A 12640-nucleotide genomic window follows, 5' to 3' on the forward strand; every position below is an offset into this window, starting at 1 on the left:
ACCGCGGGTCCGGGTCCGGCCGACGGCGCTTTCGCCGCCGGGGTCCCGGGCGCCGCCGGCCCCGGCTTGCGCCCCCGTACCGCGTCGGCGAGCACCCACCGCCGGTGCAGCTCGACCAGTTCCCCGGGGCGTGCCTTGCACAGCCGAGCCAGCCGTTCCACCGGCGCGTAGTCCGTCGGCACCGCGTCCCCGTTGCAGTACCGGTGCAGCGTCGACGTACTCATGTGGAGCCGCTTGGCGAGGACTCCGTAGCTCAGCCCGGAACGGTTCTTCAACTCCCGCAGGAATGCCGCGAACTCCGCCGCGGGCATGCCTTCCGACACCGATTCCTCCATCCCCCACGTTCCATTCCACCGTTCCAGGGAACAGTCGTCTTCCCAGGTCACAGCGTTAGAAGCGTTCCAGCGTCCCGCATCCTCCGCCGGATATGGCGGCCGGGACGGATCACTCCGCAAGCTCTGGTCATCCAAGCACGCCGCTCACCTCGACCGGGCCGGGCGGCCACGCCCGACCCGTACTGATGACAAGGAACAAGACATGCGCGCTTCCCGCATCCGCCTCCTCGCCGCCGCCGGTGCCACCCTCGCCACGCTGGCCCTCACGGCCTGTGAGGACGGCACGGGCACACAGGACGGGGGCGCGTCCCAGCCGGCTTCGACGGTGACCGCGGACACGTCCGCGAAGTCGCCCTCGACGCCCCCCCTCGGACACATCCGCGGACGGAACCGCCGCGAACGACCCCGCACAGGCCGGCGGGGGCGCGAACGGCGACAAGGACAACGGCAAGGACAACGGGAAGGACAACGGGAAGGCGGGGGGTTCCGGTTCAGACGACGGCTTCCCGGACCGCGTCGCCTGCGCCGGCTCGAACACCACCGTCACCGTCAAGCCGGTCCCCCGCCCCGTCAACCACATGCTGATCACGGTCAGGAACAAGGGATCGAAGCTCTGCGGCCTCACCTACTACCCGGTGCTGCGCTTCGACGAGATGCAGTGGGCGCCGCAGCCGTTCGAGGCGTCGAAGCCGCAGGCCGTCGTGAGCCTCTCGCCGGGCGAGACGGCGTACGCGGGTGTCCTCCTGTCGGCCGCCGACGGCAGCGGCGACGGCGGCACCACCGGCCGGAAGCTCGCCGTCGGCTTCCACGGGGCCACCCCGAACAGCGATGGCGGCCCGTCCGCCCTCCCGTCCCTGCCGGCCGGGGGCGTGTACTACGACAGCAGCCTGGCGGTCACGTACTGGCAGCAGTCGATGGACGACGCGCTCACCTACTGAACGGCGCTCAGCTTCTGGGCCGCCTCGGTGGCCCAGTAGGTGAGGATGTTGCGCGCACCGGCCCGCTTGATGCCGGTGAGCGTCTCGAGGATCGCCCGGTCCCGGTCGATCCAGCCCTTCTCGGCGGCGGCCTCGATCATCGAGTACTCACCGGAGATCTGGTACGCCGCCACCGGCACGTCCACCGAGTCGGCGACCCGCGCGAGGATGTCCAGATACGGTCCCGCCGGCTTCACCATGACCATGTCGGCGCCCTCCTCCAGGTCGAGCGCCAGCTCGCGCATCGACTCGCGGACGTTCGCCGGGTCCTGCTGGTACGTCTTGCGGTCACCCTGGAGCGAGGAGGCGACGGCCTCGCGGAACGGCCCGTAGAAGGCGGACGCGTACTTGGCGGTGTAGGCGAGGATCGCGACGTCCTCCCGCCCGATCTGGTCGAGCGCGTCGCGGATGACGCCGATCTGCCCGTCCATCATCCCGCTGGGCCCGACCACGTGCGCGCCCGCGTCCGCCTGGACCTGCGCCATCTCGGCGTACCGCTCGAGGGTCGCGTCGTTGTCGACGCGACCCCGCTCGTCGAGGACCCCGCAGTGCCCGTGGTCGGTCGTCTCGTCGAGGCACAGGTCGGACATGACGAGCAGGTCGTCCCCGACCTCGGCCCGCACGTCCCGCAGGGCCACCTGGAGAATTCCGTCCGGGTCGGTCCCCGGCGTCCCGAGGGCGTCCTTCTTCGCCTCCTCCGGCACGCCGAAGAGCATGATCCCGGAGACCCCGGCCGCCACCGCCTCCGCGGCGGCCTTCTTCAGGCTGTCCCGCGTGTGCTGCACGACCCCCGGCATGGCCGCGATCGGCACCGGCTCGGCCGCGCCCTCGCGCACGAAGGCGGGGAGGATGAAGTCGGCGGGGTGCAGCCTGGTCTCGGCGACCATGCGCCGCATGGCGGGGCTGGTACGCAGACGCCGCGGCCGCGCGCCGGGGAAGGATCCGTACGTCGTCATACCACCTACGCTACGCCCGCCCCACCCGTGCCTTTACCGACGCACAGTCGGCCCGGGCCGACGCTCCGAACCCGCTCCCGGCGTACGCCGCGGGAGCGGCCGGACTGATCGCCGCGGGCGTCTCGTTGACCGCGGTCCCGGACTGCGGCCACAACATGATGCTGGACAACCCGGATGCCTTCACCGAGGCGGTGGCGAGGGCGCTGACCTGCCCGGTCCTGACACGGTCACGCCCTGGCGCACCCTGCGCGTCTCCTCAGTTCCGCTCATGCCCCGTCACGTGCGCGCCCGCGACGCGGACGACCCGGAGCTCCGCCGGTGCGGAACCGGAGGCGCGCAGGGTGATGTCGAACAGGTAGCCCACGCCGTCGGGGCGGAGCGTGACCGTGTCCCGGGGCGCCAGCCTCTGCTCCGCCCCCTGCTCCCGGACTCCCTGGCGCGGCCCGCTGATGACGCTCACGAAGGCGTCGGAACAACCGCTGTTGCGCACGGTCACCGACGCGGTGCGGACACAACCCGCCAGATCGCCGCAGGCATGCCGCAGACCACCGAACCCCTGCGTACCGCAGGAGAGTACGGCTGCCCCGGTGGCCGGTGCGGGCGGGCACGGGCTCAGGCCGCGCTCGCCGCCCCGCTCGTTGTCCCCGGTCCGTACCGGCAGTCGCGGCAGCGGCCGGGTTCCGGACCGCGGAAGACCCGCTCGCAGCCGTCGCAGTCCTGGAAGGGGGGCGGGCGGTGGGCGCCGGCCGTGGCCGATGGAGGCTCCGGCGTCGCGGGAAGCGGCGGGGGCAGCAGTTCGCGGAGGCGGTAGGCGATCACACCCGCCGGGTGCTTCATGGGGACGGGCAGATCGGTGGTCAGGGTGCGGTGGACGGCGGCGGGGCCGGCACCTCGTTCGAGCCAGTCGACGACACTCGGGGCGAGTCTGTTCACGTCCCGCAGGGACAGGGTGAGCCGCTCGTCGGTACGGCGCAGGCCCGCGAGCAGGGTGACCGCCTCCTCGTACCACCGCCCCGAGCGGGCGGGCGCGCGCGGCGGATCCACGGGGGCGACCGCGGGTACGGACGCCTCGGAGGTCTCCACCGGTGCGTCCGGGACGACCTGAGCAGCCGGGGCAACCGGCTCATCGAGGGCTTGGTCGTCCTCCTGCGGAGTCTCCCGGCCGCCCGCACCCGCCACCGAGTCCCGAGCGCAGGCACGGCCCGTCTTCGCATGCCCGGCCGCCCGAGCGGTGACGGCCGACACGGTCGCCCGCGCGGGCAGCGGCGTGTGGTGGGCATACGTACGCGTCACCAGGCGGCCAGCCTCCGTGTGCTCGCGGACCCGCTCCAGGTAGCCGTGCGCCTCCAACTCCCGCAGTGCGAAGGCTACGTGCGTACGTGTGTGGCACCGGAGGGTGTGGCGGATCGTCGAACACCCTGATTCGGGCGCGGAGCAGGGCTAGGCTTGATCTCAGCCATGGGGGAAGCTTCCTTCTTCCTCGTTGGTCAGGCCCTCGCCATGGGAGTGCTAGTCCCGGCGGGGGCCGGCGTCTGTACGGGCTTGTGGGAGCGCCGAGTTGCTTCGGCCGCTCTGTGCCGAGACTGCCCGCCCGAACCGTCGCCGCGCCAGCCAGTTCGACGTGTTTCACCCGCTCGAGTGACCTACGCCAGGTTTGGTTGGGTTGGTTGGTTTTTACCCTTGGTACTTAGGTCTTTTACCGCCCGCAGCCCCGGCCCGCGCCCCACCGCGTCCCGTGCTACCCGGCTCCGGTTCGGGGCCCGTCGGCGAGGACCGTACGAGCCGGCTCGCGAACTCCGCCGACCCGAGGAGCACGAGGAATCGGTGCATCGCCACGCCCATGGCCGCGGACTCGCGCGACTGACGGGTCCCGGTCACCGGCCGAGGTCCAGTTCCGCCCACACGGTCTTGCAGGGCACCGGGCCGGTTCGGACACCCCAGCGGTCGGCCAGCTCCCCGACCAGGAGCAGGCCGTGGCCGGACTCGGCGGGATCCGCCCCTGCGGTCGCTCGTACCTGGGCGGGCAGTTGATCACCCCGAGGGTCGCTGACCTCGATGCGAAGGGCGGCGGGCGCTGTGACGGTGAGGCCGAGCCGGAAACTCCGGCCGGGGACACGGCCGTGCACGGCGGCGTTCGCGGCGAGTTCGGCGACGATCAGCCGAGCGGGGTCGAGTGGCATTTCCCAGGAGCACAGTTGCTCGGTGGCGAGCAGACGAGCCGGGCACCCCGACGGGTGGCGGAAAGCGGAACGGTGAACTGATGGAGCGCGGTTCGGGGTGCGCTGATTCTCTGTTTCACATCACCCAGAGTGGCCAGTCACCCCCTTACCGTGAAGTCCGGTGCCCCGGGCGGCCGGCACCTGTCCGGGCCGCCCGGGTCCGGTTCCCTCAGGGCGACGGCAGCGGCAGGCAGGGCAGCTGCGGGTGCCGCAGGTGCTGTCCACCGTCGTGGACGCACAGGGTGAACGTCTCCGGCCCTGACATTCCGGCCGTGTCGTAGGCGTCGAGCAGGCGCTCGACGCGTTCCCACAGACGCACCGGGCCTCCCTCCCGCACCTGCCAACCACAGTCGGCCGGCGTCAGCGCGGCGGTCGAGCCGCTCACCACGTCGATCAGATGCAGAACGTCGCCGACCGTGGTCAGTTGCGCGTCGGGGACAGCGCTCTGCACGAGGAAGCGCAAGTGGAAGGCTTCCTCGGTCGCGGCGGTGATCCGCTCGGGCCCGTGCCGGGCAACTCGCGGCCTCCCCGGCAACCCGGCTGCCCAGTGGGCGGGATTGCCGAAGGCCGGCGCCGCGTGCGTCCGGGCGGACATGAAGGAGACGGTGCCGCCCAGAAGACGCCCCTCGGCGGTACCGTCCTCGGCGACCGTGAGGAGCACGCGGGCATACCCGTAGAGCCAGCCCGACAGCGTCAGCAGGATCTGCCCGCCCGGCCGTGCCTGGGCGACCAGCGCCGGGGGCACGGCCCGGAAGGAGCAGGCCGCGACGATCCGGTCGAACGGCGCCTCGGGCCAGTACCCGTACAGCCCATCCGCGACCGCGAGGGTGGGCGTGTAACCGCAGCCGTGCAGCGCGCTCGCCGCCTGCTCCAGTCGGCGCGGGTCCACGTCGATGCTCGTCACGCCCGCCGATCCGAGGCGTTCGCAGGCGAGAGCGGTCGAGTAACCCGTCCCCGTGCCGATCTCCAGCACCGTGTGCCCCTCGCGGACATCGGCGTCGGCCCACATCCGCACCACGAGCGACGGCAGGGTGGAGGACGAGGTCGGGGCCCCTCCATGGCGCTCGGCCGGCTGCTCCCAGTCGGGATCGTCGCCGTCGAACTGCGTGATGAGCGTGGTGTCGGAGTACGCGGCGGCCAGCCAGCGCCCGTGGTCGAGCGCGGCGGTGACCGGCTGCCACACGGTCAGCCCCTGCCCGTCGCGCTCCTCGCCGGGCAGGTAGAAGCCGGGCACGAACCGGTGCCGGGGCACCGTCTCCACGGCCGCACGCCAGCTCGGATCGTCCAGCGCCCCGCGTACGGCGAGGTCCTCCGCCATGACCGCGCGCAGCCGCGCGGCATCGGTGTCGAGGTCGACGGGCAACGTCATGAGCGGCCCTTCCTTTCCACGGTGAGAAGGTCGGCGAACGCCTCGGTGATGTCCTCGGCGTCGGGGAGCCAGCCCCACTGGCCGTTCGGGTTGCACTCGATCGCCGTCCAGTGTTCCGGGTCGTCCCCGTCCCCGGTGAGCGCGAAGTCGAAGCAGCCGAAGGCCAGACCGAACGAGGCCAGGTAGGAGTGCAGCGCCGCCACGACGGGCGGCGGCACGGTGATCGGGGCGTGGAGCAGGGCGCCCCAGTCACCCCGGCGCCAGTCCAGCGCGCCGTCCGGTGCGGCGATCTGCTGGGCGAAGACACGACGGCCGACCACGGTGACGCGTACGTCACCGGTCTTGGGGATCTCGGCCTGGAACAGGTGGGCGGTCACGGTGAGCGTGTCGTCGAAGGTCTCCGGGTCGACCCGCTGGGTCCAGATCGCTCCGGTGCGCCCGTCGTCACCGGCGGGCAGACCGCGGAACGTCTTGCAGACGACGGGGCCGCGTTCGGCGGCGAACTCCCGGGCCGCCTCCGGGTCGTTGGTGATCAGCGTTGGAGGAATCCTCAGCCCGAGCCGGGCGAACCTGCGGAGCTGGGCGGGCTTGGACTCCGCACGGGCCACCGCCGCCGGGTGGTTGACGTACCGGGCGCCGGGCAGGGCGTTCAGGACCCCGCCGAGCCCGTGCCGCGCCTCGGTGGCGGCGAAGTCCCGCTGCTGCCGGGGCAGATGTGCGAACCGGGTGCCGTAGGGAGTGGGGCGGCGGTAGTACACCGCCGCCACCTCCCCCGACTCCACCTCCCGGCTCGCCGTACGCAGTCGGCCGCCCCACGCCGGACGGTCCGCGTCGACGCGGAAGCCGAACGTCAGGGCGGGCCCGATATCGGCGGGGTCGACCCGGACGACCGGCACCCCTCGCTCGTTCAACGCGGCGACGACCGCGTCCGCCGTGACGTCCTCAAGTGCGGTGACGACCAGGACGGTGGAAGCCATCGGTCAGTCCGATTCGTAGTCGGTGGTGTTGTCGTCCTGCGTCTGGGACTGCGGACCGTTCCCGTCGCCGCCCCCGGACACGGAGGCGGTACCGGTCGTCCTCGACGTCCCGTGCTTGCCCATCTCGACCGGCCGCCCGGCGGTGTCGGTGTAGCGGGCCGTCTGCGTGACGGGGTCGAGCGTCACCGTCGCGTACGGCGACGAACCGACCGGCAACCGGTCGGTGACCAGGCGCAACGCCCAGGGGGCCTCGGGGGCAAGTGTCGTCATGGACGTCCTTTCTCTTGTCCGCGATGCGGAGTTCCGATTTCCGCCGCCCAGTGTGCTCACGCATGCGCACACTGTGAATACGGGCAGCTCGTACGGCCGGTGGCTGTACGTCAGGTGTCCGGTTTCTGTCCGGCCTGCCCGGGGTGACCAGGTGCGGGCGACCGGAGTTGGGCCGGGGAAGGGCGCGCAACGGGAGGCGGCGAGCATGAGCGGGTGGGAAACGGGGCTGGACGACGAAGAGGCCGGGGCCGTAATGCGTACGGTCACCCGGCAGTTGAAGCTGTGGCGGGAGGCAGCCGGCCTTACGCAGGCGGAGTTCGGCGCGGCGATCGGGTACGGGGAGGAGCTTGTCTCCTGCGTAGAACGGGGGCGGCGGATTCCCCGGCCGGAGTACCTTGATGCGGCGGACGAGGTGCTGGGGGCGGGCGGAAAGATCGCCGCGATGAAGGGGGACGTGGCGGAAGCCCGATACCCGAAGACGGTGCGAGACGTGAAGCGCCTGGAAGCGGAAGCCGCCGAGATCTGCTCCTACAACAACTGCGTCATCGATGGACTCTTGCAGACCGAGGCATATGCACGAGCTGTGTTTGGCTCTCGACGACCGCAGTTCGCAGAAGAGGAGTTGGAGCAGCGGGTAGCCGCTCGGCTGGATCGCCAGGAGATCTTCTGCGCCCCCAAAGCCCGCCCCCTCTTCAGCTTCGTGCTGTGTGAAGCGACGCTGCGCCGCCTGATCGGGGGCAAAATGGTGATGCGTAACCAGCTCGAACGGCTGTCGGAGGTGGCCAGGCTACGGAACGTCGACCTACAGGTGCTGCCCCTCAGCCGAGAGGAGAACTCCGGTCTCGGCGGCCCCTTCCGACTGCTCAAGCTCAAGGACGGAGCGGCCGTGGGTCTGAGCGAAATCCAGCTGACTAACCGCGTGATCACCGACCCGAAAGAGACCACGGTCCTCGACATGCGCCATGGGATCATCCGGGCGCAGGCTCTCACACCACGAGAGTCGCTGGCCTTCATCGAGAAAGTGCTGGGAGAGTCATGACCCTCAAGCCCTCTGACGGAGCCGATGGGAAGCTGGAGTGGATAAAGAGCAGCTATAGCTCGGATGACGGCCCGTCCTGCGTCGAAGTGGCCTGGAGGAAGAGCAGCTACAGCGGCGCTGACACTCCCTCCTGTGTCGAGGTGGCCACCGTCCCCGACCGCATCCACGTCCGCGACTCCAAGAACCCGAACGGCCCCCGCCTCGCCCTCGCAGCCACCACCTGGGCGACCTTCCTGCCGTACGCGTCCGAGCACTGACGTCGCAAACAAACGTGGCCCACACCCGAATCCACGGGTGCGGGCCACGCGTGCGTGTCAGTTGGCGGCCGGGGTCGCAGCGACCGTCCCCGGCGGCCACTTACGGCAGCGGCCCGCGCCATGCGGCGAGCAACAGTGTGTCGGCCGCTCGCGGCCCCTCTCCGGCGGGCAGGACGTCGCCGCTGATCCGGGTGAAGCCGGCCTCGTCGAGGAGCTTGGACCACACATGCTCCTGGAGCACCCAGCGGCGCATCGTGGCCGGCTCTCCCTCCGGGGTCCTTGCCGGAATGTCGGCGTGTCTCACGTCGCTCTGTGCGGGCGCCCCGCTGAGGTAGTGGGCGAGGGTGGAGAACACCAGCCGTCCGCCCGGCCGCAGCGCAGCAGCCGCCGCAGGCAACAGGTGGCGCGGCTCGGTGAAGTCGATCGCGCCAAACATGCTGTAGAGCACGTCGTACGTGTCGGGCGCCGCCTGCAAGTGCGCCACGGCGTTCGACCTCACCAGCCGCAGGCGCGGCGCGAGATGGCCGTACAGGTCCGTGGCCATGGCGTGCTGGACGGGTGAGGCGTCGACGGCGACGACCCGGGCGGGCCGGTGGTGGACGGCCAGGTGCGCGGCGTGCCGGGCGGCGCCCGCGCCGAGGTCGGCGACGCACGATCCGGACAGGTCACCCAGGATGTCCGGACCGGGCCCGCAGTCCTGACCCCAGGCCCACCGGAATGTGTCGGGCACGGTCCGGTCGGTGGCGTGGCGGGTGCGGCCGTAGTGGTGCCACAGGTCTGCGGAGGCGGGGGCTGTCACCCGCCCCATGGTGGCGGTCCCGGCCTCCGGGCGGGCAAGTTCGAGGGAATCTCACCCGGACGTGCCCTACAGGCTGCACTTGGCGGCGTCCTACCACAGCGAAAGGTCGACCTTCCAGCCCGTCGGCCGCGACCCTGTGCGCGGTCTTCATCACGGAGCCGCCGGGTCCGCGGTGCTGACGGCGGAGACCGGACGCGAAGGGGCGCCCCCGAAAGGGCGCCCCTCCTCACCTCACGTCGTCGACCGGCGTCTGCGCGACCCCGGGCGGCGTTCGCTCGGTCGAGTCACCGGGTCACCGGCGTCGAGGGCCGCCGTGCGGCGGCGTGCGCCGAAGTCGGCCAGGGCCTCCGCCAGCTTGTGGACCGACGGCTCGGGAGCCATCACGTCCACCCGCAGGCCGTGTTCCTCCGCGGTCTTCGCGGTCGCCGGGCCGATGCAGGCGATCACCGTCACGTTGTGCGGCTTGCCCGCGATGCCCACCAGGTTCCGGACCGTCGAGGACGACGTGAACAGCACCGCGTCGAAGCCGCCGCCCTTGATCGCCTCACGGGTCTCCGCCGGGGGCGGCGACGCGCGGACCGTGCGGTAGGCGGTCACGTCGTCGACCTCCCAGCCCAGCTCGATGAGGCCGGCGACCAGGGTCTCCGTGGCGATGTCGGCGCGCGGCAGGAAGACGCGGTCGATCGGGTCGAAGACCGGGTCGTAGGGGGGCCAGTCCTCCACCAGGCCGCGGGCGGACTGCTCGCCGCTCGGCACCAGGTCCGGGCGAACGCCGAAGTCGATCAGGGCCTGGGCCGTCTGATCGCCCACCGCGGCGACCTTGATCCCGGCGAAGGCGCGCGCGTCGAGCCCGTACTCCTCGAACTTCTCGCGGACCGCCTTCACCGCGTTGACCGACGTGAACGCGATCCACTCGTAGCGGCCGGTGACCAGGCCCTTGACCGCGCGCTCCATCTGCTGCGGGGTGCGCGGGGGCTCCACCGCGATGGTCGGCACCTCGCTCGGCACGGCACCGTAGGACCGCAGCTGGTCGGAGAGCGACGCCGCCTGCTCCTTCGTGCGCGGGACGAGCACCTTCCAGCCGAACAGCGGCTTGGACTCGAACCACGCCAGCCGGTCGCGCTGGGCGGGGGCGGAACGCTCACCGACCACGGCTATCACCGGGCGGCCGGCCTCCGGCGAGGGCAGTACCTTCGCCTGCTTCAGCGTCTGCGCGATCGTGCCGAGCGTCGCCGTCCAGGTGCGCTGCCGGGTCGTCGTACCGCCGACCGTCACCGTCATCGGCGTATCGGGCTTACGTCCGGCGGACACCAGTTCGCCGGCCGTGGCCGCGACGGTGTCCAGCGTGGCGGAGACGACCACCGTGCCGTCCGACGCCCCGACCTCCGTCCAGCACCGCTCGGACGCCGTACGCGCGTCGACGAACCGCACGTCCGCGCCCTCGGCGTCACGCAGCGGCACTCCGGCGTACGCGGGCACGCCCACCGCGGTGGCGATACCGGGCACGACCTCGAACGGCACCCCGGCCGAGGCGCACGCCAGCATCTCCTCGGCGGCGTACGCGTCGAGCCCGGGATCACCGGACACCGCACGCACGACCCGCCTGCCGCCCTGCGCGGCCTCCATGACAAGATGTGCGGCATCCCTCACCAGGGGGACACCGGCGGAAGTTGACGCGCCGTCAACGACTGTCAGTTGGGGCGTGCCCGTGCCCGGAACCGACGGATCGGCCTCCGTGTGCACCTCGGCGACGCCCTGCCTGGCGTGTCGGCGCACGACGTCGAGGACATCGTCCTCGGCGACGAGGACGTCCGCGTTCGCCAGCGCCTCGACGGCGCGCAGAGTCAGCAGTCCCGGATCCCCGGGTCCGGCACCGAGGAAGGTGACGTGCCCGTGTTCGGGAGGGGCGGGAAGGGTGGTGGGGCTCACTGTGCTCGCTCCCCCATCAGACCGGCCGCGCCCTGCGCGAGCATCTCGGCGGCGAGTTCGCGACCGAGCGCCATCGCCGCCTCGTGCGTCTCGGGCACGGGACCGGTGGTGGACAGCTGCACCAGCGTGGCACCGTCGGTCGAACCGACGACACCGCGCAGGCGCATCTCCTTGACAGTCTGCCCGTCGCTCAAGAGGTCGGCCAGCGCCCCCACGGGCGCGCTGCAACCGGCCTCCAGGGCGGCGAGCAGGGAACGCTCGGCCGTCACGGCGACCCGCGTGAACGGGTCGTCGAGTTCGGCGAGCGCGGCGATGAGTTCCGCGTTGTCCGCGGTGGTCTCGACCGCCAGTGCCCCCTGGCCGGGGGCGGGCAGAATCGTGTCGACCGACAGGAAGTCGGTCACCTCGTCGCTGCGGCCGACCCGGTTCAGCCCGGCGGCGGCCAGCACCACCGCATCCAGCTCGCCCTTGCGGACGTACCCGATGCGGGTGTCGACGTTGCCCCGGATCGGGACGGTCTCGAAGTCCATGCCGTGGCCGCGCGCGTACGCGTTCAGCTGCGCCATGCGGCGCGGCGAACCGGTGCCGATGCGCGCGCCGCGCGGCAGGTCGGTCAGCTTCAGCGCGTCGCGCGTGACCATCACGTCGCGCGGGTCCTCGCGCACCGGTATGGCCGCCACGACCAGTTCGTCGGGCTGCGTGGTCGGCAGGTCCTTCAGCGAGTGCACCGCGAAGTCCACCTCGCCGCGTGCCAGCGCCTCCCGCAGCGCGGCCACGAACACACCCGTGCCGCCGATCTGCGCGAGGTGCTCGCGCGAGACGTCGCCGTACGTGGTGATCTCGACGAGCTCTACGGGCCGTCCGGTCACCTGGCTCACGGCATCCGCCACCTGCCCGGACTGGGCCATGGCGAGCTTGCTGCGCCTGGTCCCCAGCCTCAGTGCCTTCTCAGTCATCCCGGCCCTCGGTTTCTTGCGTTCTGCATCTCGGTGCTTTCCTCGGCGCGGGAGACGGAGGCCACCGTCTCGGGCTCGAGGTCGAACAGGGTGCGCAGCGCGTCGGCGTACCCGGCGCCGCCGGGCTCGGCCGCGAGCTGCTTGACCCGGACCGTCGGTGCGTGCAGCAGCTTGTCGACCACGCGCCGCACGGCCTGTGTGATCTCCGCGCGGTGTTTGTCGTCCAGGCCGGGCAACCGCCCCTCCAGGCGCGCGATCTCTCCGGCCACCACGTCGGCCGCCATGGTGCGCAGGGCGACGACGGTCGGCGTGATGCGCGCCGCCCGCTGTGCCGCCCCGAACGCGGCGACCTCGTCGGAGACGATACGCCGGACCTGGTCCACATCGGCAGCCATCGGAGCGTCCGCGGAGGCGTCCGCGAGCGATTCGATGTCGACCAGCCGCACCCCGGCCAGCCGGTGCGCGGCCGCGTCGATGTCGCGCGGCATCGCGAGGTCCAGCAGGAACAGCACGGGTTCCGGGCGCGGCGGCCCGGCCACCGGTTCGGGGCGGCGCCG

Annotated in this window: 12 protein-coding genes and 3 pseudogenes; 3 read left to right on the forward strand and 12 right to left on the reverse strand. The window is 71.9% G+C overall.

Annotated elements, in window-relative coordinates:
- On the reverse strand, positions 1–323 hold a 323-nt coding region (locus tag B9S61_RS30775), incomplete at its 3' end, for a helix-turn-helix transcriptional regulator (RefSeq protein WP_258039943.1).
- A 214-nt stretch (positions 324–537) separates the two neighbouring features.
- Here B9S61_RS30775 and B9S61_RS43600 point away from each other — a divergent pair.
- A pseudogene (locus B9S61_RS43600) lies at positions 538–1273 on the forward strand (DUF4232 domain-containing protein).
- Here B9S61_RS43600 and hemB read toward each other — a convergent pair.
- The 7 genes and pseudogenes from hemB to B9S61_RS30815 all read right to left on the reverse strand — a co-directional run bounded on the left by hemB (position 1267) and on the right by B9S61_RS30815 (position 7103).
- Entirely contained in the window at positions 1267–2268 is a 1002-nt protein-coding gene (hemB, locus tag B9S61_RS30785) for a porphobilinogen synthase (RefSeq protein ID WP_103545157.1), read from the reverse strand. The pseudogene B9S61_RS43600 and the gene hemB sit on opposite strands and share 7 nt — an antisense overlap.
- Before the next feature lie 256 nt (positions 2269–2524).
- On the reverse strand, positions 2525–2728 hold the full coding sequence (locus tag B9S61_RS40470; RefSeq protein WP_219819981.1) for a hypothetical protein: 204 nt from the start codon (positions 2726–2728) through the stop codon (positions 2525–2527).
- Between the two features lie 152 nt (positions 2729–2880).
- Complete coding sequence (locus B9S61_RS30795; RefSeq protein WP_258039944.1) at positions 2881–3618, reverse strand: helix-turn-helix domain-containing protein; 738 nt, start codon at positions 3616–3618, stop codon at positions 2881–2883.
- 524 nt (positions 3619–4142) lie between these two features.
- Positions 4143–4585, reverse strand: a pseudogene (locus B9S61_RS30800) (ATP-binding protein).
- Between the two features lie 71 nt (positions 4586–4656).
- Positions 4657–5856 carry an ATP-grasp peptide maturase system methyltransferase gene (tgmC, locus tag B9S61_RS30805; protein ID WP_103545158.1) on the reverse strand — a complete coding sequence of 400 codons (1200 nt, stop codon included), beginning with the start codon at positions 5854–5856 and terminating at the stop codon, positions 4657–4659.
- The gene (gene tgmB, locus B9S61_RS30810; protein WP_103545159.1) at positions 5853–6833 is read right to left on the reverse strand and encodes an ATP-grasp ribosomal peptide maturase; all 981 of its coding nucleotides are present in this window, start codon (positions 6831–6833) and stop codon (positions 5853–5855) included. Before tgmB ends, tgmC begins: the two co-directional genes overlap by 4 nt.
- Positions 6834–6836: 3 nt before the next feature.
- Positions 6837–7103 (reverse strand): putative ATP-grasp-modified RiPP, encoded by a 267-nt coding sequence (locus B9S61_RS30815; protein ID WP_103545160.1) that lies wholly within the window; start codon positions 7101–7103, stop codon positions 6837–6839.
- Positions 7104–7308: 205 nt separating this feature from the next.
- On the opposite strand from B9S61_RS30815, the gene B9S61_RS30820 reads away from it, so the two are divergent.
- Together B9S61_RS30820 and B9S61_RS30825 are read left to right on the forward strand one after the other, a co-directional pair.
- Complete coding sequence (locus B9S61_RS30820) at positions 7309–8142, forward strand: helix-turn-helix transcriptional regulator (protein WP_103545161.1); 834 nt, start codon at positions 7309–7311, stop codon at positions 8140–8142.
- Entirely contained in the window at positions 8139–8399 is a 261-nt protein-coding gene (locus B9S61_RS30825) for a DUF397 domain-containing protein (protein WP_103545162.1), read from the forward strand. Before B9S61_RS30820 ends, B9S61_RS30825 begins: the two co-directional genes overlap by 4 nt.
- Before the next feature lie 100 nt (positions 8400–8499).
- Here the strand turns inward: B9S61_RS30825 and B9S61_RS30830 are convergent, their stop codons facing one another.
- From B9S61_RS30830 to B9S61_RS30845, 4 genes and pseudogenes are all read right to left on the reverse strand, one after another.
- Positions 8500–9207, reverse strand: coding sequence for a class I SAM-dependent methyltransferase (locus B9S61_RS30830; protein WP_103545163.1), 708 nt, complete (start codon positions 9205–9207; stop codon positions 8500–8502).
- Between the two features lie 222 nt (positions 9208–9429).
- Positions 9430–11127 (reverse strand): uroporphyrinogen-III synthase, encoded by a 1698-nt coding sequence (locus B9S61_RS30835; protein ID WP_103545164.1) that lies wholly within the window; start codon positions 11125–11127, stop codon positions 9430–9432.
- Positions 11124–12083: a hydroxymethylbilane synthase gene (gene hemC / locus B9S61_RS30840; RefSeq protein ID WP_103545165.1), complete on the reverse strand. Its 960-nt coding sequence runs from the start codon at positions 12081–12083 to the stop codon at positions 11124–11126. The genes B9S61_RS30835 and hemC overlap by 4 nt, the downstream gene beginning before the upstream one ends.
- A pseudogene (locus B9S61_RS30845) lies at positions 12080–12640 on the reverse strand (glutamyl-tRNA reductase); the annotation flags it as partial. The pseudogene B9S61_RS30845 and the gene hemC, both read right to left, overlap by 4 nt.

This window comes from Streptomyces sp. SM1 (assembly GCF_002910825.1).
Taxonomy (GTDB): Bacteria; Actinomycetota; Actinomycetes; order Streptomycetales; family Streptomycetaceae; genus Streptomyces; species Streptomyces okerensis.